24 protein-coding genes are annotated in these 21,066 nt (G+C 69.3%); 16 read left to right on the plus strand and 8 right to left on the minus strand.

The annotated features are described in order from the left end of the window. Positions 1–20 precede the first annotated feature (20 nt). Positions 21–428 (minus strand): hypothetical protein, encoded by a 408-nt coding sequence (locus ACVHNB_RS19680; protein WP_456228771.1) that lies wholly within the window; start codon positions 426–428, stop codon positions 21–23. Between the two features lie 566 nt (positions 429–994). Here ACVHNB_RS19680 and ACVHNB_RS19685 point away from each other — a divergent pair. Both ACVHNB_RS19685 and ACVHNB_RS19690 read left to right on the plus strand, forming a co-directional pair. Next, positions 995–1,330, plus strand: a complete 336-nt coding sequence (locus ACVHNB_RS19685; RefSeq protein ID WP_428949816.1) for a hypothetical protein — start codon at positions 995–997, stop codon at positions 1,328–1,330. A gap of 76 nt (positions 1,331–1,406) precedes the next feature. Continuing rightward, the gene (locus tag ACVHNB_RS19690) at positions 1,407–1,610 is read left to right on the plus strand and encodes a hypothetical protein (RefSeq protein ID WP_456228772.1); all 204 of its coding nucleotides are present in this window, start codon (positions 1,407–1,409) and stop codon (positions 1,608–1,610) included. Between the two features lie 453 nt (positions 1,611–2,063). Here the strand turns inward: ACVHNB_RS19690 and ACVHNB_RS19695 are convergent, their stop codons facing one another. After that, positions 2,064–2,633, minus strand: a complete 570-nt coding sequence (locus tag ACVHNB_RS19695; RefSeq protein WP_428949814.1) for a hypothetical protein — start codon at positions 2,631–2,633, stop codon at positions 2,064–2,066. Positions 2,634–2,866: 233 nt separating this feature from the next. Further along, positions 2,867–3,040, minus strand: coding sequence for a CsbD family protein (locus tag ACVHNB_RS19700; protein ID WP_428949813.1), 174 nt, complete (start codon positions 3,038–3,040; stop codon positions 2,867–2,869). 244 nt (positions 3,041–3,284) lie between these two features. On the opposite strand from ACVHNB_RS19700, the gene ACVHNB_RS19705 reads away from it, so the two are divergent. Together ACVHNB_RS19705 and ACVHNB_RS19710 are read left to right on the plus strand one after the other, a co-directional pair. Next, a complete protein-coding gene (locus ACVHNB_RS19705; RefSeq protein ID WP_456228773.1) occupies positions 3,285–3,455 on the plus strand; it encodes a hydrophobic protein in 171 nt (56 codons plus the stop codon). A gap of 646 nt (positions 3,456–4,101) precedes the next feature. After that, positions 4,102–4,512: a hypothetical protein gene (locus ACVHNB_RS19710; RefSeq protein ID WP_428949811.1), complete on the plus strand. Its 411-nt coding sequence runs from the start codon at positions 4,102–4,104 to the stop codon at positions 4,510–4,512. 98 nt (positions 4,513–4,610) lie between these two features. Here ACVHNB_RS19710 and ACVHNB_RS19715 read toward each other — a convergent pair whose 3' ends face one another. After that, positions 4,611–5,318 (minus strand): SDR family oxidoreductase, encoded by a 708-nt coding sequence (locus tag ACVHNB_RS19715; protein WP_456228774.1) that lies wholly within the window; start codon positions 5,316–5,318, stop codon positions 4,611–4,613. A gap of 86 nt (positions 5,319–5,404) precedes the next feature. On the opposite strand from ACVHNB_RS19715, the gene ACVHNB_RS19720 reads away from it, so the two are divergent. Further along, complete coding sequence (locus tag ACVHNB_RS19720; protein ID WP_456228775.1) at positions 5,405–5,764, plus strand: winged helix-turn-helix transcriptional regulator; 360 nt, start codon at positions 5,405–5,407, stop codon at positions 5,762–5,764. A gap of 504 nt (positions 5,765–6,268) precedes the next feature. Further along, positions 6,269–7,141 carry a site-specific integrase gene (locus ACVHNB_RS19725; RefSeq protein WP_456228776.1) on the plus strand — a complete coding sequence of 291 codons (873 nt, stop codon included), beginning with the start codon at positions 6,269–6,271 and terminating at the stop codon, positions 7,139–7,141. A gap of 177 nt (positions 7,142–7,318) precedes the next feature. On the opposite strand, the gene ACVHNB_RS19730 is transcribed toward ACVHNB_RS19725, so the two are convergent. Then, the gene (locus ACVHNB_RS19730; RefSeq protein WP_456228777.1) at positions 7,319–8,227 is read right to left on the minus strand and encodes a helix-turn-helix transcriptional regulator; all 909 of its coding nucleotides are present in this window, start codon (positions 8,225–8,227) and stop codon (positions 7,319–7,321) included. Between the two features lie 196 nt (positions 8,228–8,423). On the opposite strand from ACVHNB_RS19730, the gene ACVHNB_RS19735 reads away from it, so the two are divergent. The 4 genes from ACVHNB_RS19735 (at position 8,424) to ACVHNB_RS19750 (ending at position 12,177) form a co-directional block, all read left to right on the plus strand. Further along, a complete protein-coding gene (locus ACVHNB_RS19735; RefSeq protein WP_428949806.1) occupies positions 8,424–9,401 on the plus strand; it encodes an aldo/keto reductase in 978 nt (325 codons plus the stop codon). A 70-nt stretch (positions 9,402–9,471) separates the two neighbouring features. Further along, positions 9,472–10,500, plus strand: coding sequence for a zinc-binding dehydrogenase (locus tag ACVHNB_RS19740; RefSeq protein ID WP_456228778.1), 1,029 nt, complete (start codon positions 9,472–9,474; stop codon positions 10,498–10,500). A 49-nt stretch (positions 10,501–10,549) separates the two neighbouring features. Further along, on the plus strand, positions 10,550–11,401 hold the full coding sequence (locus ACVHNB_RS19745) for an aldo/keto reductase (protein ID WP_428949804.1): 852 nt from the start codon (positions 10,550–10,552) through the stop codon (positions 11,399–11,401). A 71-nt stretch (positions 11,402–11,472) separates the two neighbouring features. Next, complete coding sequence (locus ACVHNB_RS19750; protein ID WP_456228779.1) at positions 11,473–12,177, plus strand: flavodoxin; 705 nt, start codon at positions 11,473–11,475, stop codon at positions 12,175–12,177. Positions 12,178–12,304: 127 nt separating this feature from the next. Here ACVHNB_RS19750 and ACVHNB_RS19755 read toward each other — a convergent pair whose 3' ends face one another. Genes ACVHNB_RS19755 through ACVHNB_RS19765 form a run of 3 tightly spaced genes read right to left on the minus strand, consistent with a single transcriptional unit; the run spans position 12,305 to position 13,706 of the window. Then, on the minus strand, positions 12,305–12,622 hold the full coding sequence (locus tag ACVHNB_RS19755; protein WP_456228780.1) for a hypothetical protein: 318 nt from the start codon (positions 12,620–12,622) through the stop codon (positions 12,305–12,307). Next, positions 12,622–13,380 (minus strand): DNA polymerase Y family protein, encoded by a 759-nt coding sequence (locus ACVHNB_RS19760; protein ID WP_456228781.1) that lies wholly within the window; start codon positions 13,378–13,380, stop codon positions 12,622–12,624. The genes ACVHNB_RS19755 and ACVHNB_RS19760 overlap by 1 nt, the downstream gene beginning before the upstream one ends. Beyond that, entirely contained in the window at positions 13,377–13,706 is a 330-nt protein-coding gene (locus tag ACVHNB_RS19765; protein ID WP_456228782.1) for a hypothetical protein, read from the minus strand. Before ACVHNB_RS19765 ends, ACVHNB_RS19760 begins: the two co-directional genes overlap by 4 nt. 1,461 nt (positions 13,707–15,167) lie before the next feature. On the opposite strand from ACVHNB_RS19765, the gene ACVHNB_RS19770 reads away from it, so the two are divergent. From ACVHNB_RS19770 to ACVHNB_RS19795, 6 genes are all read left to right on the plus strand, one after another. Next, positions 15,168–15,893, plus strand: a complete 726-nt coding sequence (locus tag ACVHNB_RS19770) for a hypothetical protein (protein ID WP_428949799.1) — start codon at positions 15,168–15,170, stop codon at positions 15,891–15,893. A gap of 1,619 nt (positions 15,894–17,512) precedes the next feature. Further along, positions 17,513–17,728, plus strand: a complete 216-nt coding sequence (locus ACVHNB_RS19775) for a hypothetical protein (protein ID WP_456228783.1) — start codon at positions 17,513–17,515, stop codon at positions 17,726–17,728. A 693-nt stretch (positions 17,729–18,421) separates the two neighbouring features. Further along, entirely contained in the window at positions 18,422–18,736 is a 315-nt protein-coding gene (locus ACVHNB_RS19780) for a hypothetical protein (RefSeq protein WP_456228784.1), read from the plus strand. A gap of 720 nt (positions 18,737–19,456) precedes the next feature. After that, positions 19,457–19,828, plus strand: a complete 372-nt coding sequence (locus ACVHNB_RS19785; RefSeq protein WP_428949795.1) for a hypothetical protein — start codon at positions 19,457–19,459, stop codon at positions 19,826–19,828. Positions 19,829–19,964: 136 nt separating this feature from the next. Next, complete coding sequence (locus ACVHNB_RS19790) at positions 19,965–20,240, plus strand: helix-turn-helix transcriptional regulator (RefSeq protein ID WP_428949794.1); 276 nt, start codon at positions 19,965–19,967, stop codon at positions 20,238–20,240. Positions 20,241–20,456: 216 nt separating this feature from the next. Beyond that, a complete protein-coding gene (locus ACVHNB_RS19795) occupies positions 20,457–21,053 on the plus strand; it encodes a helix-turn-helix domain-containing protein (protein ID WP_428949793.1) in 597 nt (198 codons plus the stop codon). Positions 21,054–21,066: the final 13 nt, after the last annotated feature.

A 21,066-nucleotide genomic window follows, 5' to 3' on the forward strand; every position in this document is an offset into this window, starting at 1 on the left:
GGCTGCAGTTCGCCTGCCGCTCAGGGGTGGTCGAGGTCGTCCGCACCATGAGAGGAGTCGCCGTGCGCGGAGAACTGGCTCGCCGTCAGCAGCGCCGCCATCGCCAACGCGCCCTCACCCGATGCCCCTGACGAGGAGGCCCCGGAAGGGCGCCGGGAGGGCACGGTGGTGGAGCGCAGGGCAAGTTCGCGAGGGCTCGGCTGAAGGAGAGCGGCGCGAACGTGCCGGCGGCGCCGCACAAGCAACCAGCCGGCCGCGGCCACGGCCGCAACGATGAGCTCCGGAGCGTACGTGCCTGCCTTCACCTCGGTGAGGAACGACTGCCGGTCCGTAAACAGCAGCATGAACGCAAAGCCGAGCGCGGCGATCAGAGTGATGCCTGCAAGGACGCGCTCGATGTGATGGACGCCCTGCTTCGCACCAGACATCTCGGGTGGCTCCTTCCTGCCCCTGTTGGCCGTGCCGAGTCGCTAGTGCACATGAAGCTGCTGTGGGCGTCAACCGAAGTGTGCCGTGCACCTCGGTTTGTCTGCCGCTGGGGGACGGCGGGTTGAGCGCGGGAATCGGCTCGCCTGCGGCGGCCGGGCCGGATGACCGAAGCGCCCATAACGATTCACGTGATCTTCCTGTTCGGTGATCGTTACGTGGAGCGCCAGTGTCGGAACGCCGAAGGTGGTGTGACAGCCCGGCGTCAGAGCGGCGCCGCTGACGGTGCGCCGCCCGTGATCGGTCAACCCCCTTCTGAGTGTGGTGAGTTGACGGTCTGTGGGGTGGTGCGGCCAGCGGCTGCGGGGTGTGTGGCCCGTCCCGTCTCCGTTACAAGGTCCGGCGTGGTGTGCGGGTCCCCTCTGTCCGTAGGAAGGGCGCGAAAAGGGGATATGTGTGCACCGTTGCGCACCCTGTCGAACGGATGTCACGGTTGCGCAGGTAAGCAAGCGTTGACATGTGCCGGAGGCATGTGTGTACCGCGAAAGAACACATGAAGGATGAAGAAATGCGGCGTTCAGCGAAGATTGTCGGCTCCGTGCTCGGTGCCATGCTGGCGGCGGGGGTCGCAAGTGCCGCGCCGGCGAGCGCGGACACGGACGGCGGCGCCACGGTCCTCAAGAAGCGAGAGGGAAGCGTCACGTGCTTCAACTACTCGTGGGGTGACGACGGCATCGCCACGTACACGGTCTACTACCACAACACCTGTGCCGGGACGCACGGTCTGTATGTCACCACGAACGCCGGACTCTCCCACGAGTGCATCTCGGTCAAGGGCGGCGCCAAGGGCAACAAGGTGTTCCTGACCACGCCCATCAAGTTCGAGTACAAGAAGACCTGCTAGGCCCCACGGTTCTGTGCGGACAGGGGGTTTGGGCAGGTGCGCACCTGCCCAAACCCCGCACCAGCAGGCCTCGGCTGTGCTCCTGGGCGGGGGAGGTCCCCTGGCGGAGATCGTCACGGCGGAGACGGGCTGCTCGGGGACGGTCTTCACCACCGGTAGCGGTGACACGGTGAGGGCGCTGGCGGTCGAAAAGCCCAAGTGGGCCAGGTGGTGGGGCCGGACCAGCCGGGCCGACCAGATCATGAAGAGCGTGCGGGCGGCCGTGCGCCGCGCCGGCTGAGGACGGCCTGCGACGGGAGACGGGGCCGGTGACGCGGATGCGCCATGGTCTCCGTCGGCCGGTGGGTACGCCCGCCAACGTGTCAGTGAAGACGGCGCCATCGCCGAAACCACCCGCACCAACACGACGCGCAGCTGGTCTCGGAGGTCGGCCGCGGTCCAGGCGTCGCCGGCCGTCGCCGGCGCGGCCCGGACCGAAGCCCGAATTCTGTGGCAGGTGGCCCCACCGGTCGCCCGTTGTGTGGAGGGCGAACAGGATCTCGCACCGTGTCTGCCGGTCCGGCGCCGGCGGTCTGCCTCGGCCTGCTTCGCGCCCGGCGCCGGTGGCAACGGTGCGACGAGAGGCCACAGTTCGCCCGACGCGATCCACGGTTGCGGCCGGCGGTTCCGCATCGAGGGACGGGCGAGTCGAGAGGTCTGCAGTCGCAAGACCAGCAGCTTTGGTCGGTGCCGCTCAGTTCAGGGCGAATTTGAGTGCGGGGACCGAGACGCCTGAGTCGGTCGCAGGGATCTTCCATTGGGAAGAGGCCCCGTCGCCGTCCACGTAGACGAGGGTGCCGCCCTTCTCGGCAGCGGTGATGTCAAAGACCGCGACGTCCTGGTGCATTGTCCGTGGTGCAAGGACGGGACCGCCCTCGCTGAAGCCGATGGGGGCCAGCTTCTTCGCAGCCGTGGTGTTCCCCGCGGTGACGGCAGGCCCGTCCGGGGACTTCCATCGGAAGCCTCCCTGAGCGGCGGTCGTCGTTGCGCGGTGCGCGGTCCGGTTCGTGGACTGGTAGGCGACGACGGCGAAAACGCCGTGCTGGGAATCGCCGAAGCTGGTGCTGCCGTCATAGACCACCGTATCCGGATGGATCTGTACGGTGCTCTTGCTGTCGACGGCAGAAGTCTCGGCGCCCCGCCCCAGCTGGAGCGTGGAACGCGGGCTCGGCTCAGGTGCACTTCTGTCCTCGCTGTGCGTGCAGGCGGCAAGGCTCAGGCAGCAGACGGCCGCAATCCCGCACGCGGTGATGGCGTGGCGCATGGTCCCCCCAGGAAGAAGCGAACAGAGAAGGCACATACTGCGGTAACAGCGTCTCGGTGCGCACGGGCGGCGTGTCTCTGTCCCGCAAGTCGGGATGCTCGATGGCAGAGCGGGCTCCGTGATCAAGCAAGCCACTCGAGCAAGCGGGCCTGAAGCAGGATCGCACGCGGCAACGCCGGTGGGGCGGCCCCCTGTCCCAGGGGGCCGCCCCACCGGCGTCGCATCCTCGGCGCTCAGTGTTTGCCGATGTCCTTGGTCTTTTCCTTGGCCTGGCGGGCGTCGCCCTTCATCTGCTGGGCGCGGCCTTCGGCGGTGAGCCGTTCGTTGCCCACGGCGCGTCCGGCGGCTTCCTTGACGGCACCGGTGACCTGCTCGGTCTTCGCCTTGGCCTTCTCGCTGGCGGTCATGTCCGCTCACGCTCCCTTGGCATCGACATCATGTGCTCGGTCTTCGCCTGGCCGCTCGAGCGGACGGCAAACATGGTCGCGGCGGTCGGTTCGCGCCTTCTGCCTGGGGGCTGGTGCGCATGAGGTGCGTGGACGGGGGCACTCCGAGGTGCGGTCGAATGCCCTGCAGTCCGTAAAAGAAACGCGCCTTTTGTGTGTTTGTAGGTTCACGGTAAGAGCACACGGTCGCCAGGAGGTAATAACAATGGTTCCCCTGCTTGTGGTTCTTCTTCTGGCTCTGATCCTCTTCGGTGCGGGCTTCGCCCTGAAGGCGCTGTGGTGGATCGCGGTCGTTGTGCTGGTGGTGTGGCTGCTCGGCTTCGTGATCCGGCCCACTGCGAGCGGCGGCCGCAAGGGCCGCTGGTACCGGTGGTGAGGCATGCCGTCGCCTGACGACGGCACAGATGCGGCAGCACGTCGCGGGCAGCGGCGTGTGTGCCCATGAGGGGTGGGCCCGGCCTGGGACGGCCGGGCCCACCCCTCTGTTTGCGTGCTGCAGGTGCGCCGGGCCGCGAGGGTCTGATCAAACCGGACGCCAGATGTGGATCGGGGCGTATCGGGCGGTGCGGTGGGTGCAGGGCCTGCATCGGCCCCCGCGGGACAGCAGTGGGAACCCTGCACCTCCGAACCCGTCGGGGGCCGATCCGGTCCACCGGCGGCGACAAGGCCGCGGAAGCCGAGGTCGGCCTGCGCCCCGAGGCCGGCGGCGCGCGGGTGGGCCAGGATGTGGCTGTGGCGGGCGGCGGTGTTGTCGTGGGTGGAGCCGGGCCGGGCGGCGCACGTCCAGATCAGGTGACGCCACGGTCAAGGGCCACGAGGGACCGCCACCACCGACCACGAAGCGTTCGCCGGCATGCCACGCGAGAAAGTGGTCTGCGACGGCGACGGCGGCGCCCCCGTCGACGAGGAGCCCGCCACCTCCACCCGCCAACTCATCCTCGACCGTGCCGGTTTCCTCCCGCATGGCGTGGGGTGGGGGGTGACCGAACGGCGGTCTGGGCTGGTAGCTACTCTGCCCCGTCATGCGGGCGTTGGAGCAGGTCTCGTCTGAAGGCGATCAGTACGGTGAGAGTCGTGAACGGCGGCCGTGGTGGGCACGCTGGATGCCGTTGTGGGTGAACTTGGTGATGGGAGTGCCGGCGGTTGTGCCGCTGCACTCGGCGTGGGTGTTGCTGACGAAGTACCGATCGTGCGCCTTCGATACCGCCGGGGTGGGCGAAACCGATTGCGGCGGTGTTGACGTGATCGAAGGGGCAGGTTGGGCGCGGCTTTGCCTGGTCGGTCTCGGCGGTCTTGTGCTGCTGTTGGTTGTCACCGTCGACGTGCTCTTTCCTGTGGCATACGGCCGCCGAGTTCGGGCGTGGCTGTGTGCCGCCCTCCTGGTGCCGGTGCCATACCTGGTCACGATCACTGTGTGCGCCGTGATCCGCTGAGAGGGCGATAGGTCCGTTTTTGATCCAGCGGAACCGCTCCTGGATGTCCCCACTTCCGGCGTGGTCGTCGGCGGCACGTAGCACTCGCCGGTCGGGTGTCAGGCGGTCTTGTGGCGGGCGCCGCCCTCGATGTGGATGGTCTCGCCGGAGACGAATCCCGCGCGCAGGAGCCACATCACCGTGTCGACGACGTCGTCGGTCTCGCCGTGGCGTCCGACGAAGGTCCCGGCCGCGCTCCTGCTCAGCAGGCCGGCCCTTGCGTCGCCGAGTCGGTCCCAGGCGCCCGAGTCGACGACACCGGGCGAGACGGCATTGACGCGTACCGGCGCGAGGTCCGCCGCGAGGTGGCGCGCGGTGTACTCGACCGCGCCGTTCGTGATCCCCTTGACGAGTGATCCCGGCCCGGGGCGCCAGCCGACGACACCGGAGAACAGCACCAGCGACCCGGTGGGTCGCAGTACCGGTGCGAAATGTTTGGCGACCAGCAGCGGGCCGATCACCTTCGCTGCGAGCGCGGCGAGCAGTTTGTCGCGGTCCAGTTCGATGGCGCGGACGTCGTGCGGCGCCGAGCCGGTCGTCACGATGTGGTCGACGCCACCCTCCTTCAGGCGCTCCGCCGCGGCCGCGAGTGTTGATTCGTCCTGCAGATCGATCCGTACCGCGGTGGCGCCGATCTCGCGCGCGAGTCCGTCGGCCGCAGCTTCGTTCCGGGCGCCGATGACCACGTCGTACCCGTCCGCCACCGCACGCCTCGCGACGGCCGCGCCGAGCGCCCGTGCGCCGCCAATGACCAGGATCCGCTCCATGCGTCCCACTCCCTCTCATAGGATCGGGCACAACGGTATGGATTTGATACCGGTATCTTCAACGGAACCAGAACTCGGGAGCGGATGTGGGCAAGGCGTACAACGTGATGGCGGCGAGCTGTCCGAGCCGCACAGTGCTGCACCGGATCGGCGCCCGCTGGACGGTGTTCGTCGTCAACGCCCTCGACGACGGGCCGCTTCGCTTCACGGAACTGAAGGGCCACATCCAGGGCATCACCCCCAAAGTCCTGACCGAAACCCTTCGCGCCCTGGAGGCAGACGGCCTGATCAGCCGCCACGAGTACGACGAGAATCCGCCCCGCGTCGAGTACGCCCTGACACCGCTGGGCCGCTCCCTGCTCGTCCCGCTCCGCGCCGTACGGCTCTGGGCCGAGGAGCACGTCCCAGACATCGAAGCGGCCCGCGCCCGCCGGCCGGTTCAGTGACCCGTGCGCCACCGCGCTGCGCCGGTACGGGGCGTGGCGAATCGGTGTCTTCAACGGCTTGGACGGCGGTGGTGCGAGCGCGGCGGGTCTGATGACATCTGCGCCGAACCGCGCCCGAGCCGCGTCCGCGATCTCCTCAAGACGGTGGTCCTTGCCGTCTGTCGGATCGAAGAGCAGCTGGTGAGGGGAGCCTTCGGTAGATTCGAGCTGCTTGGCTCGCAAGGAGAGCCGCCGGACGCGGGCCCGCTGCAGTCCCAGCTCCTGGGAGAGGTCCGGCGGTGGTGGTGGCGAGGCTCGGGGGAGGGTGCGGCGGCGCGTGCCATGGAGGCGATCATCAAACTGGAGTAGCGACGGGTTCGTCGAGCATCCCGGGAGAGGCGCGCGGGCAGTTCCTGCAGCGCGAGGGGCTGTGCGGGCGCTGCGCACGAATGAGTGAAGATGCGCCAGTAACTCGCAGATTTCAAAAATCAGTTCTCTGATTTGCGTGTCTGTGGGGGATTCCGCATGGCCGACACCGTACCCGGCCCGTTCCGTATGCCCGTGCACCGATGGATCGATGTACTAACCGGCACCGCCGTACGCAGCAGCCATCCCCTGTCGCCGGTCACCGTATGCGGCTACCTACGCCGAACTGTCCCGGTCCTCAAGACCTGGCACGGCGACGGCATCGAGAATCTGCGTGCCGTCACCCATGACCACATCACCCGTGCCATCACGGAACTCACAGGCTTCCCGGCCCAGGCCCGCTCCGTCGCACTGCGCTCGCTGTTCCGCGCCCTCAAACGCGAAGGGCTCCTCTTCCAAGACCCGGCCCGGCACATCCCGGTACCTGCCGCGCGCACCCTGCCCAAGCCACTGCACGAGGACCAACTCCGTGGTGCGCTACGCCAGATTCCCGCGGTGCGCGCCCAGCTCACGTTCGTCCTCGCTGCTGTCCACGCGCTGACCGTGCACGACCAGCGGGGCCTGCTGATGGACGATCTCGACCGCGCCGCGGGCACGCTTCTCGTACGCCGCCCAGGCGCCCTCGTCCACACCGTCTACCTGGACGAGCTCACCAGCCGCCTGATCGTGTTGTGGCTGTCCGAGCGGTACCGCCGCTGGCCCGCCGGCGCCAACCCGCATCTCCTCGTCACGGCACATACCGCCTTAGACCCGGCCCACCCACCGGTGTCCTCCAGCGCCATCGACCGGCCCCTGCACCGGATGGGGCATCAAGTCGGCAGGCTGCGCCGCGACCGGATCCTCGACGAGGCACGGCACAACACCGACCCTCTCAACCTGGTGGGACTGTTCGGGATCCACCCGCGTACCGCCATGACGTACCTCTGTGCAGCGCACCCGGGGCGTTTCAGGCCCGATGCTGTCGCACCCTGAAGATCCGGTGGCATACCCGTGGCCGAGACGTTTCCCCGTCCCGCAGCACGCTTTCAAGGACGGAGGCGGACCTATGGTCCTGAAGTCCAGGGCTCCGATGAACCTCACGAGCGCCGGTGGGCGATGTCGTTTGCCAACGAACATAGTCGTGCCAGGGAGAGGGCCGAGCCACGCCGCTTACGGCTGCCGACCGGTGGCTTTCGGGGCTGCGACAGGGCGTTCGGCAGGTCGGGGCGCGGTCATGTCGAGCAGGAGCAGGGCGTCGTGGTCGGGGGTGCCGGGTTCGGCTGTGTAGACGCCGATGCGCTGGCCGGGGGTGCCTTCGACGTGCAGGGACTGCGAGGTGAGGGTGAGCGTGCCGACCTGCGGGTGCTGGAACGTCTTGTGCGTGGGCTTGCGGCCGGTTACCTCGTAGCGTTCCCACAGTCCCGCGAAGTCGGGGCTCTTCAGGAGGAGTTCGCCGACGAGGTTGGTGAGGTCGGGCGCGTCCGGAGCGGTGCCTGCGATGGCGCGCAGGCGGGCGACGCAGGCGGTGATCTGCCGGTCCCAGTCGGGGAACAGATCGCGCGCGGCGGGGTGCAGGAAGAGGTAGCGGGCCAGGTTGCGATGCTTGACCGGCCAGTCGTCGAGGCCCGCGTACAGGGCGAGGCCGCCGGGGTTCCAGGCGAGCATGTCCATGCTGCGGCTGATCACGTAGGCGGGGTTCGGGCGCAGCGATTCCAGCAGCAGCTTGAGGTGGGGACGCACGGTGCGGCTCGGTGCGGGCGGCGGTTCGGAGACGTAGCGAGCGGCGCGGGCGGCGAGCTCGCGCAGGTGCTGGTGCTCCTGGTCGTCCATGAGCAGGGCGCGGGCGAGCGCGTCGAGGACGGCGGGGCTGGGGCGGGTCTCCTTGCCGCGTTCCAGGCGTACGTAGTAGTCGATGCTGATGCCCGCGAGGGTGGCCAGTTCCTCGCGGCGCAGGCCGGGGGTGCGGCGGATGCCAGCGCCGATGGTGAGGCCGACGTGTTCGGGGCTGGTCTGGGTGCGGCGGGCGCGCAGGTAGCGGCCCAGCTCGGCGCCCTCGCTGTGTGCGCTCGTCGATGCCATGACTCCAGTTTCACCCGGTGAGCACGCGCCGCGCGGGCCGGTGGGGGGCCCTGTCATTACCCCCGAAGAGTTCGCCCTGCCACGACGGTGCGATCCAGGCGAAGGTGGATGAGCAAGACGCCGGCTCTCACACCGCCGCGGCATGACCTGCCGAGAGCGAGTGAGCCGGGCGACGCCACGGTACGAAGAGGGCGAAATGCGCTACATCAAGCTGCGTGACCTGGAGGTTTCCCGGATCGGTCTGGGCGCGATGGGCATGTCCCACGGCTACACGGGCTCGGGGACGGACGACGCGGAGTCGATCCGTACGGTGCACCGGGCGCTGGAGCTGGGCGTCACGCTCATCGACACCGCCGAGATCTACGGCCCGTACACCAACGAGGAACTACTCGGGAAGGCGCTCAAGGGGCGCCGGGACAAGGTGGTGCTGGCCACCAAGTTCGGCCTGGTCTCGCACGGCGGCGAGGGCGCGTGGAACCTGGACTCCGGCCCGGCCAACATCCGCGCCGCGGTCGAGGGCTCCCTGAAGCGGCTGGGCACCGATTACATCGACCTGTACTACCAGCACCGGGTCGACCCGAACACGCCGATCGAGGAGACCGCGGGCGCGGTCGCTGAGCTGATCGCCGAGGGCAAGGTCCGCGCGTTCGGCCTCTCGGAGGCCGGCCCGGACACGATCCGCCGCGCGCACGCCGTACAACCGGTGACGGCGGTGCAGTCGGAGTACTCCCTGTTCACGCGCGGTATCGAGGAGCGCGTCCTGCCCGTGCTGCGGGAGCTGAACATCGGCCTGGTCCCGTTCTCCCCGCTCGGACGCGGTGTCCTGACCGGCACCGTCCGCTCCACAGACCAGTTCGACGAGAACGACTTCCGGCGCGGCAATCCGCGCTTCACCGGCGAGAACTTCCAGCGCAACCTGGCCCTCGCCGACGAGGTCAAGGCCGTAGCCGACGAGGCCGGGGCCACGCCCGGGCAGGTGGCACTGGCCTGGCTGCTCGCCCAGGGGGACGACATCGCCCCCATTCCCGGCACCAAGCGCGTGAGCCGCATCAAGGAGAACGCCGCCGCCGACGCAGTGACCCTGAGCGCCGAGCAGCTCGACACGCTCTCCAGCCTCCCGCCCGCCGCCGGTGACACCCACACCGAGGCCCAGGCGCGGATGCTCGAACGCTGACCGCCCCCTTCCACCTGCTGGCGACGCCGACCCGGCGCCGCCGTCCCACCCGTTTGGAGCAACACCTGTCATGCGTGCAGCCGTGATGTACGGAGCCGGGGACGTCCGTGTCGAGGACCGGGCCGACCCGAAGATCGTCCAGCCCGCTGATGCCGTCGTCCGCGTCGTCGCCTCCTGCGTGTGCGGCAGCGACCTGTGGCCGTATGGGGCGATGCCCGCCACGGACACCGGCAGGCCGATGGGCCACGAGTTCCTCGGCGTCGTCGAGGAGACCGGCGCGGACGTCACCGGCCTCAGCGCGGGGGACCTGGTCGTGGCGCCGTTCACCTACAGCGACAACACCTGCGACTACTGCGCGCGGGGCCTGCACATCTCGTGCCGCAACGGCGGCCGGTACGGGTTCGACGGAGTAGATGGCGGGCAGGGTGAGGCCGTCCGCGTCCCGCACGCCGATGGCACCCTCGTGAAGCTGCCGGTGGCCGCCGACTCGGCCCTGATCCCGTCGCTGCTGGCGCTGTCGGACGTGATGACCACCGGCCACCACGGCGCGGTCACCGCCGGTGTCGGGCGCGGCGACACGGTGCTGGTCGTGGGGGACGGCGCGGTCGGCCTGTGCGCGGTCATCGCCGCCCACCGCCTCGGCGCCGAGCGGATCGTCCTCGCGGGCCGCCATGAAGCACGTACGGATCTCGGGCGGCACTTCGGCGCCACCGACGTGGTCGCCGAACGCGGTGAAGCGGGCATCGCCCGCATCCGTGAGCTGACCGGAAACGTGGACAAGGTCATCGAGGCCGTCGGCACCCGGCCGGCCCTCGACACGGCGCTCGGCGCGGTGAGGGACGGCGGCACCATCAGCCGCCTCGGCGTCCCCCAGTACGAGCAGGGCCCGATCGGCCCGGCCGAGTTCATGCGCAACATCACCCTGACCGGCGGCGCCAGCCCCGCCCGCGCCTACATCGAGCAGCTCCTGCCCGACGTCCTGGACGGCACCATCGCCCCCGGCCGCGTCTTCGACCAGACCTACGCCCTCGACCAGACGCCGCAGGCGTACCGGGCCATGGCCGACCGCCAGGTCCTCAAGGCCCTCATCCGCCCCTGACCGGCCTTCGTCCCAGCAACACCCCCACGCAGCGAAGGAATCTCCCCTCATGCAGACCGTGACCCTCAACAACGGCGTCGAGATGCCGATCCTCGGCTTCGGCGTCTACCAGATCCCCGCCGACGACACCGAGCGCGCCGTCACCGACGCACTCGCCGCCGGCTACCGACTCCTGGACACCGCCGCCGCCTACGGCAACGAAGAAGCCGTCGGCCACGCCATCAAGAACAGCGGCATCCCCCGAAAGGACCTCTTCGTCACCACCAAGCTGTGGGTCCAGGACGCCCCCGCCCAGGACAACACCCGCCGCGCCCTGGAGACCTCACTGACCAAGCTGGGACTGGACCACGTCGACCTGTACCTGATGCACCAGCCCTTCGGTGACGTATACGGCCAGTGGCGTGCCATGGAAGCCGCCCACCGTGAGGGCCTGACCCGGGCCATCGGCGTTGCCAACTTCTACCCCGACCGCCTCCTGGACCTGATCTTCAACAACGAGATCACCCCGCAGGTCAACCAGATCGAGACCCACCCGTTCTTCCAGCGCACGACCGACAACGACCTCATGCGCGAGCACGGCGTCCAGCATCAAGCCTGGGGCGGCTTCGCCGAAGGAAAGAACGGCCTGTTCACCCACCCCGTCCTCAGCGAGATCGGCGCCGCGCACGGCAAGTCCGTCGCCCAGGTCGTACTGCGCTGGCTCATCCAGCGCGACATCGTCACCATCCCCAAGTCGGTCAACCCCGACCGGATGGCACAGAACCTCGACGTCTTCGACTTCGAGCTCACCGGCGACGACATGGAGCGGATCGCCGCCCTGGACACCGGATCGACGCTGTTCTTCGACCACCACGACCCCGAGATGGTCGCCTGGCTCTCCAAGCGCCGCCTGGACGCCTGACCCACACCCGCACAGGGGCGAGCGCCCTCGGCGCCGCTCGCCCCCGGCCGCCTACCGCGCGAAGGACGACCGTGACGCAGCAGAACCACCCGTCGGCCCGGCGTCGCACCATCCTGCGCGCAGCGCTGCTGACCGGAGCCACCACCATGACCGCACCGCACCTCACCAGCTGCTCACCCGGAAACGACCAGCCACCGTCCGACCGGCAGCGCCCGTCAACGAGTCAGACCACGAACGCCCCCGTGGCGCGGCCCAAGGTCCTGCTGGCGTACTTCTCGCGTGCCGGCGAGAACTACCACTACGGCGATCGCACCACGCTCAAGGTCGGTAATACCGAGGTTCTGGCCCACAAGATCAGCGATCTCATCGACTGCGACGTCTACCGGATCGAGCCCGCCGTCCCATACCCCGACAGTTACGACGCGACCGTCGAGCGCAACGTGCGCGAACAGAACGCCGACGCGCGCCCCGCCATTAAAGGCGCGCTGCCCAGCCTCGATGACTACGACACCGTGCTGCTGGGAAGCCCCATCTGGAACGTCCGGGCACCCATGATCATGACGACCTTCACGGAGCGCCTCGACTTCACCGGCAAGACCGTCGCTCCCGTCACTACCCACGCCATGAGCGGCCTGGGCACCACCGCACAGGACTATGCAGCCTCCTGCCGCGGCGCCTCGTTCGCCGACGGCCTCGCGGTCCAAGGCGAGAAGGTTGAGCAAGCCGACCGCGCCGTCAAAGCCTGGCTGCAACGCATCAAGGTGGCAGCACCCTGACCGCGAGCGTTCCGCTCGGAACGCACGCCACGATTGGAAGCGGCCGGGCTCGCGCCGTGAGCCTGACGAGCCTGCCGCCGTTGATCACGCGTCAATGCTCTCGGTGCCGCGATGCAGGAACGGGCCCTCATGAGTCCAACACCGGCCCGTAGAACGAGGTAGCCGGGGCCACTGTGCCCGCACCGAACCGGGCGTTGAGCTGGTCGATCACTGGCTCAACACGCAACCACGATGCCCGGGCCGGGTCGAATGTCAGCTGTGTGTACGCCTGCTCGGCGTTCACGATTCGTTCTGCGACGACCGTGAGCCGGCGGATCCGCGCGCGCTGCAGAGCGAAGCCGCCCAGGATCGCGTACGTGGCCCCGCGCAGGACATCGGTGTGACCCGAGGGCTCGGCCACAGTCCGGGTCGTGGACACTGTCTGGCCATCGGCCAGCCGCACCATCACAGTGACTCCGCCTGCCGCCTGCCGCCTGCCGCCTGCCGCCTGCCGCCTGCCGCCTGCCGCCTGCCGCCTGCCGCCTGCCGCCTGCCGCCTGCCGCCTGCCGCCTGCCGCCTGCCGCCTGCTGCGCGAGGCGCAGGCGGCCGCCCAACTCAGCTGCGAGGCGTGCCGCGGTTGTCCGGAGCTGTTCACTGTCGAGGACATCCTGCGCGAAGTCGGCCCGGACGCTACAGGATCTCGGCGTGCCGCCTGGGGAGATTGCACGGCGGTCCGTCCCGCGTGCGCGCTCCTGCAGCACTCGCCCGTGCCGGCCCAGAATGCGGAGCGCGGTCGTCGCCGGCAACGCGGCCAGCTGCCCGATGCTCCGCACCCCGAAACGACGCAGTGTCTCGGCCTGGGCACGTCGGATCCCGTACAGGTCCCCTACAGGCAGCGGCCGCAAGAACGCCTCGGTCTCCGCATCGGACACGTGCTTCACGCCGTGGGAACCAGTCCGGGCCGAGGCCATCGCCGCCACCGTCCACGAGGGCCCGATCCCCACCACCACGTTGAGGCTGAACCAGGCCATCGCCTGCAGCCTCAGCCGATAGGCAAGGTCTGTCGGCCCCGCGTCGAACAGACGCAGGGCCCCACCGACTTGTGCCACCGCTGCGGTCGGGGGGAGGGCCTGGGCGACCGGCGTGAACCGCTCGATGGCCATCAGGTCGGGCAGCTCTCCGCCTTGCGGCATGCGCAGGTGAAAGAAGACGTGGGCGCTCACTCGCACTCCCCGAGTGCCGGGAGCGTGTCACGAGAACCAGCGAACTGGCCGGGTTCCCCGCCATAATGGCGCCGCCCACAGGCGAGTTTCTCGTTGGGCAACTGCAGGAATGTCCGAACCGGTTGGGTTCCCGAGGGGCCGATCCCGATGGTGGTCTCCACGCCGTAGAGGGCGATCGCGCGTATCTGGAGCATCTGCGCGATGCGACGCGGACCGTCGCCGAGGAAGGCCAGCGCACCTGATAGGTCCGCATCCACCAGATCGGACGGCAGAGGTTGCGAGACCGGTGTGAAGTCCTCCACCAACTCCAGCAACTTCGCGAACAATTTAGGGTCCTGTGTCGCGAAGTCCGCGAGAAGGGGCGGGTGGGGGTGGAGTAGGAGTGTGCATCCGGCGCTCGCGGGACTCTTGTGTCCACGATCAGGTCTGCCTGCGCCACCACCGGTGGCTCGGCCACCGGGGCACGCTCGGCATATTGCTGGCATTGGCGTGCCGGCATCTCGAAACCGCGGTCGATGACCGGTTCTCGGCGGGAGGGGGCATCCCGGGATTGCGCGCCCTCGGCCTCGCTCTGGGCCGGGGGCGCGCTGCCGTGCGCCGCAACCGCGAGACTGCGGTCAGCGCACGCATGTCCCGTCAGAGTCAGACCGCCGCCGGCGGCAGGCACTTCCAGCTGGGGCATGCCCTTCAGCGCAGCCAGCACCCTCGTCAAGCGCCCGCCGGTTGTACGCGTCAGACACCGCAGTCGAGCGCTGGATCTCGTGCGTGGCTGCTGGCCCCGCGACGTGGTCGGCGCACTGCGCGCCTGGCGGCGTGCCGTCCATGAGCTCGGGCAGATCTTCGTCGAAGGGGTACTGGCCGGTCACGCGTACGGAGCGGTCCGTCAGCTGGACGACTGCTGTGGGGAGGTTCTGTGCCTGCCGGGCCCTCGTCGCCGTTCGGCGTCCTGTGCGGAGCCCGGATGTCTCGCCGTCGTCGAAGCCTTCCTCGCTGCGGCTGCCGAGCGGCTCCTGCACGAGGTGCATGCTGCCCAGCAGCTGCTGGGCAGCATGCACCCGAACACTTCCTCGGCGTGGACGAGGTGGTTCGGGACTTCGCAGACGACCTGGAAGAGGCCTGCGGACGGGCCATGACGCTGTTGTCGGCCACGGCGGAAGTGGAATGGGCCGGCCACGGCTTCGTCGGAGTTGATCTGCGCGAGGGGGCCTTCAGGGCGTACGGTTCGAGGGTATCCGCTGGGACGCAGCCACCAGCTGGCCCCAGCTGTGGGAGACGCTGATACGCCGGGCATCACGGACCGCCACCGACGAGGGCGGAGTCCTCATCGTGTCCGCCGAACCCCACGACAGCGTGGTCGCTGCCGATGTCTGACCAGGGGAGGTCGGGCCGGCATCGTCTGCCTGACGAGCAGGGAATTCTCCCTGCTCCTGCCGGGGGCCGGAGCGCGCCCGCGCGAGGCCGCTGTGTGGTCGGGGAGGCGTATGCCAGGCCCGCGGATCGCGTTGGCTGGCCCGGTCGCGCAGGGACCACGGCACATGCCGCCCAGGTCCGTCGACTCACCTTGGCCCACCTCGCCTGTGGTTCGTCAGTCCCTGGACCGTTCGGCTCGAAGATCCAGCACCTGCACCAAGCCGGTGAGCCCAGTGCCGAGAAGCTGTGATCCGTGCGGGGTGGGTCGGGATCGACGGTGTCCGGCCAGCAGATGGCTGATTGGTGTTCTTCAGGGTCCTGCGTCAGCAGCGCGTGCCGAGAATCAGCTACGCCTTCAACGCTATTGGAGCGTCACATTGACCTACCAGCACCGCGATTTGAACCTGACCGACCCGACGCGCGGCTATCTGCACTTTGTCCTGCACACCGAGCCGGCCCTGGGCGTCGCCGCGTCATCACTGAACGCCGTCGTGCCGATCAAGGGCCAGACCCCCCTCGAGCTGGAATGGCTGGACAGGCTGCAGCGCTGCGAGCCGAACAGCCTGCACTGCGCGCTCGTGGAGCAGTCGAGGATTCCTGCCCTGTTCCAGCCGTGCGTGGAGGACGACCAGCGCAGCCCCTCCACGGCTGCCGGGGCGGTGGGCTGTGTCTGCCGCCGGGCCTACTACGACCCCCAGTCCGGACTCCCGGTCGTCGCCAAACACCTCAAGCAGGCGGGCACCGGGGCAGCCGACCGGTGGACTTTCGACACGTACGCCCCGCTGGCCTTGCGCCCCCTGGACCGGCTCCACCACTTCATGGTCAGCGGCGGCAGGTTCTGGGCCCGTACGGCGAAGGGTGTGCTGTCGATCCTGCCGCAGCAGCGCGGCACCAGGTACAACATCGGCTACAGCGGCGGCGGACCGCACGCCCTGGCCGCCTACCTCACCCAGATCGCGGACAGCGACGGAAGGAACACCGCCGCCGGGGCCCCTTACGAAACGGCCCATCCGGCGATCGTGAAATGGGCCGAGAGCCCGGCCGTGTGGCGAGGAACGAACGAACTGACCCTGCAGGACCTCAAAGCACTGCAGCAAGGCTGACATCTGGCCGCCGCAGCGAACGCCCGTCAGCGCGCCACAGAGACCGGCTGCTCCTGCCCGGGCCGGACCCGGCCGCCCGCCCGTGCCGGTATGCCCCGCCGATCGCAACGGCGGTCGTTTCGGGCCGCCGCTCACGCACGCCCGGAGACGGCTGCGGCGCCATTCACGCGGCTGCGCGAGCCTTGCAGGAAGAGCCCGCCCCCCAACACGTGCACTGGACCGGGCTGTCGGCCCGATGGCCGGCCCGCCGGCTCGGCCTCACCGCCGGCCCGGACCCGCCCGGAACACGAGGATGCTGCCCGCTCCCGGCACCAGCAGCGCGCCCACATCCAGGACGACGCCCAGGCCTGCACCGGTGGGCCGAGACCGCGCGGACCCGTTGCCCTCGACGCGCTCGCGCACACGGATCGCATCCGCCCGCACCGGGGTGCTCCCGGAGGCCTGTTCGGCTGGACCGTCTGCGTCTCGCCGCGGACAGTCTCAGCGCACCCGGCCCCGGCTTCCACGCATCTGCGGGACCCGCCGCGATGGGAAGTGCTCTGTGGGGCCGGTTATCGGGCCAGGCCGCCGCTGAGAGGCTGAGCGCCGCTTCGGGTATGCAGGCCAGAAGGCGGCGAGGCCGGCTGCGTCCGCTCTTGGCGACGCGGCTGATCGGTGAGTCACCTGTAGCGGACCTGACGTCGAGCGCGCAGGCCGCCACAGAAGGGCGCCTCGTCGCGTGGACGCCGTTGTCCGAAAACGCCTGGCGACGAGTGGTTGCCCTCTTACTGACTGTCAGCGGGACGTGCTCTCATACCTACTGCGTGGCCATGCCAATGGCTGTGGCAGGGGGAGGGCGTTGTGGGGAGATCGAAACCGCCAGGTACGAGCGGCATGCGACCCGGTAGACCGCTGGGGTCTGGTGGCAGGCACTGGCGCGACGCGGCCAAAGGGCCGCAATGAGCCGGTGCCCGGCGGCGAGCGGGCCAGCCCGTGGCTGCTCCCGTCGACGTCGTCACGAGCAGCAGGTGACGGTCGGCGGTCCACGGTCATCGTGGGCAGGCTGGTGATCGCCGTGGTGCAGCGGTTGTTGGCTCACCGGTGGGTGCTCCACGTCATCGGAGTGATCGCCGCCTGTGTCTTCGGCCCGTGGGCTCGGCCGGTGCGATCGCGGGCTCGCTGCGAGCGTGACAGGGCTTCAGGCTTCGCGTGCGTGCGGCCGAGACCTGCTGCGTGAGATCTGATGCGCCAAGACGGATGCCGGGCAGAGCGAATCGGCGGGGCCGGCGACGTCGTCCGGGACGCTCGTGCAGTCGCCCCCACGGGCCGCGTCTGGCCGATTCAGTGCCGGCACCGGCGCGACGGTGAGCACGGCCCGGCAGCCGGTGCCGGCGTACGCCGGCAAGTCGACGGCACGGCCCGCCAGGTGCTCGGCGCGGCCGTCGGGGGCGTCCTGACGGGCGGCCACTTCCTTCTCCAAGGGGGCCACTTGGGGGCGAGAGCACCGCATGCACCTGGCGGAGCGCCACCTGCTCGGCCAGTGGGCGGTGAGGCCCCGGCCCTTGTCGGCTTGCTCCACCGTGTCCATGCCATCACGCCGACCGAACGTGTTGTCCTGTTCCGCTGGGGGAGTTTCAGCGATGATCTTGACGCTCAATGTGGCCGTCCTGCTCGCCGTCATCATCTACTTCCGCATCCGGCGCCGCGTGCAGGCCAGGAGCCGCTCAGATCAGTGGACGACCGTGGCGATCGTGCTGGTCTTCGGCCTGTTGATTGCCCCGACCGACTTCGGCCAGGGAGTGCTGGAGGTGGTCGGTCAGCTGGCGCAGGGCGTCTCGCAGACCGACCATCCATGACGGCCTGTCTGTGCACTCCGACGGTCATGAAGAGGGCGCTCGGGCCGTCAGGCTGAGGCACAGATGAGCCCATCACCGCCGGTGCGGCGCCGGCGGTCACTTCATAGGGCACGGTCTCGTCCCGGCTACCGCCTGCCTCGCGATCGGCGACGCCTGCTGACGCGGACCCGTTCCCGGGCGAGCTGTGCGCGATCGCCGGCGGCGATGCGGTGCAGCCCGGCTACTGCTCGGTGTGCTGCTTGTCCATAGCTCGTGCCGCCGGACTCATCGCGGGTGTCTGAGTCTGCAAGCGTTTTGCAAGGATGCTGCACCCGGGTGCTGGCAGGGTCTTCCCTGGGTGGGCGGAAGCATGGGGCGCGGCGGAAGCAGGGGGGGCGCGGTGCCGTGCGGTGCAGTTGGGCCGTGCGGTCAGGCGTGGGGCCGCCGCGCCGCCTGCCGACGCGCGGAGAGGCGCAGATGCACACCTGGGGGAAAGGAAGAAGGCGCTGAAGTCGGATTGTCCGCTGTTTCAGGGATTGTCGTTTCGGTGATTTTGCGTCTTCTGCAGTAACAAAAGCACGGGAGGACCAAGTGAAGAGGATTCTACGAGGCCTTGGCGTCGGCTCGATCGCGCTCGCTTGCGTATGCGCGGGTAGCGGCGGGGCCCAGGCGGCCACGGGGCACGGGAAGTCCTACGAAGGCTGCACGAACTACGTGAAGGTGTGGCGCAGCCACGGCAAGGTGTACGCCTACGGCTACCAGAAGTGCAGCAAGAAGCGCAGCGTGCAACGCCCTGAGGCGGCCCTCAGCTCCTACAAGAGCGGGAAGCTGAAGGACTACTCGGGAGGCAAGCTGGGGAGCTGCCACAACAAGAAGTACTGCAAGTCCCCGACCGTCTCGCTGAAGGCCCACAAGGGCTATAAGTACCGGGCGTCGAACACGGGGACCGCGTCGATCGGCGTCCCTGACGAGGGTGACTACTTCTGGCCGAAGCGCACGCACGCCGTGAAGTGGTACACGGCCCGCTAGGAGCCGTCTGCGGCTGCTGGCGCCATGAACGGGCAGGCCCTTTCTTGACGTGGGGAGGGCCTGCCCTTCTTGCCGTGGGGCATCAGGTGCCCGGCGGGCGCGGCTGCCGGACGGCACAGGATGATTCCACGGATCACATGGGTGCAGTCCAGGACGGTGGATCCAACGGCAACACTGCCCAGCAGAAGGCCAGGGCGCTGCAGCAGACCGAGGGAATCAGTTGCCACGAATGCCACGAAGCACGGGGCGTTTTCCCACCTCACGCTGATGCGTGGTGAGGGACGAGGACAGCCTTCACGACGTCGGCGATGTGATGGGTGCTGCAGCAGAGCTTTCAGAAGCCGCCAGCCTCTCAAGGGGGCCATGACCTGCTCGCCGGCACAGCCAGCAGATCTTGGCGTGGGAGCCTTGATGGCTTCGGTCAAGAGGCAACGGGGGATGGTGGGTGAGGGAAGGTCCCGTCGCGGCCGTCACAGGGGGAGCGGGCGAGCACGCCAGCCACACCATCAACGGACGAGCGCGCCCGCCGGCTCCTGGCCTTCCGCCTGGACAGCTACGGCACGCTGGGCATGGCGGATCCGCGGCGAACTCCACGGCACCCTCGACGTCGGCGATCTGCCCGTCATCTCCCGTCTGCTGCAAGCCGCCTGCCCCGACCCCGGCACCGGCGAGCAGCCCCGCTCCGCTTCGGGCTGGACCGCCCAGGAGTCCCGGCGACTCGTGCAGCGCCACCGCCAAGAGCGCGACTTCGGCGTCTTGGCCCAGGAGCTCAACCGACGGCGCGGCGAGATCCACCTAGAACTGGTGCGCCGGGGCGTCATCGCCGGCAAGCCCGGCCCCGCCGTCGAACCCGTCCGCGTACCTGCGCAGTACTCACCGGCCTTTCGGCGGCGCAGGCAACTGCACAGCAACACCCACGCCCGCTGGACAGATGCCGAGAAAGCCCGCCTCGCCCGGCGCAGCGCCGAGGGAGCCGACGCCGAGCAGCTCAGCCGGGAATTCGGACGCACCACAGGGGCCATCGACGACCGACTAGTGAAGATCAACGCCACCGGGCCCGCGGCCGATCAGGCGCGACGCAACCCCCTGTGAAGCCCGCACCGCACGCCCCCCCCGCAGGCGGGCGCCCACAGCCTCCGCACGAGCAAGCTCTCTACCAAGGGTGAGTGCACCGACACGGCGCGCTAGGGCTCCCGGAGAAACTCTCATCCCTAAGGAAGCCACTCGCGTGAGCACCGAGCTGGCACGGCAGTTGCGCGCCACTGGCGCCATGCTCCTGCACGAAACCGGCATGACCCAGGCGGAACTCGCCGAAGCGCTCGGCGTGAGCCAGGCCCAGATCGGCCGACGTCGAAGCGGCGCCACTCCGTGGGGCATCGACGACTGCGTCCTGCTGGCCGCCTGCTTCGACATCGACGTCATGGACCTCCTCGCCGGTCCCTCGCCGGCCTGTCACGCAGTGCAGCAGGCACAGCCGTCACCCGGCACGCCTGCACCCAACTGACCGGCCGAGACCGCCTTTCACGCCGAAGCGCTGCGCCCCATGCAGCGCCGTTGACCCTCCGGTCGTCCACGCCCACACCCTCACCCGCCGGCCTTGGCCGAATCCAGGAGAACGGCCCCCCCGCTTTCATTTGACGCCCCGTCATCTCCTGCCTAGTGTTGAGTACGATCAGATATCAGAGTTGACTTGGATGCTCGCGGACGGAAAGGGTGAACGGTGCTGCTGACAACCGGCCAGGCCGCCCAAGAACTCGGCTGCGCCATCACCACGCTGCGCCGCCTGATCCGAGCCGATCTGCTCCCCGGCCTGACACGGCACGGGGTGCGGGTGATGATTCCGCTGGACACCGTGCAGCGCCTGGCCGCCCGCCCAACCGCCGTTCTGCAGCATCTGGATGCGGACGAGGTGGCGGTTCTTCGGGTGGACGCCGCCTGCAGGATCGACGACGAGGACCGGCAATGGTCCGGATTCTCCGCCCTGCTGCCGCCCGAAAGCCTGCTCAAAGCGCTCCGCGGCGGCTGGCGTTGCGACGCCGCCAGCGTCGCCGCCGCAAACGTCCTGCCCGTGACCGTCGCCGGATACGTGGTCGCCGTCCTGGCCCACCTGAACGTGTGGGAGAACTTGCCCCGCGGACGCCGAGCCTTTCCCCACGCCCGCCTGGCCGGATACGTCACCGACCTGACCGCCCCGACCAAACACCTCACCGGTGCCACCCCCGCCGAGCGCGCCCTGGCCGACCATCTCCTGGGAGCCCGCCTGCCCTCCCAGTCCAGCGGCCCCATCGCCTACGTCCCCACCCACCGCACCGCCTGAGCCGAGGAACCGA

This window comes from Streptomyces sp. YJ-C3, assembly GCF_053891275.1.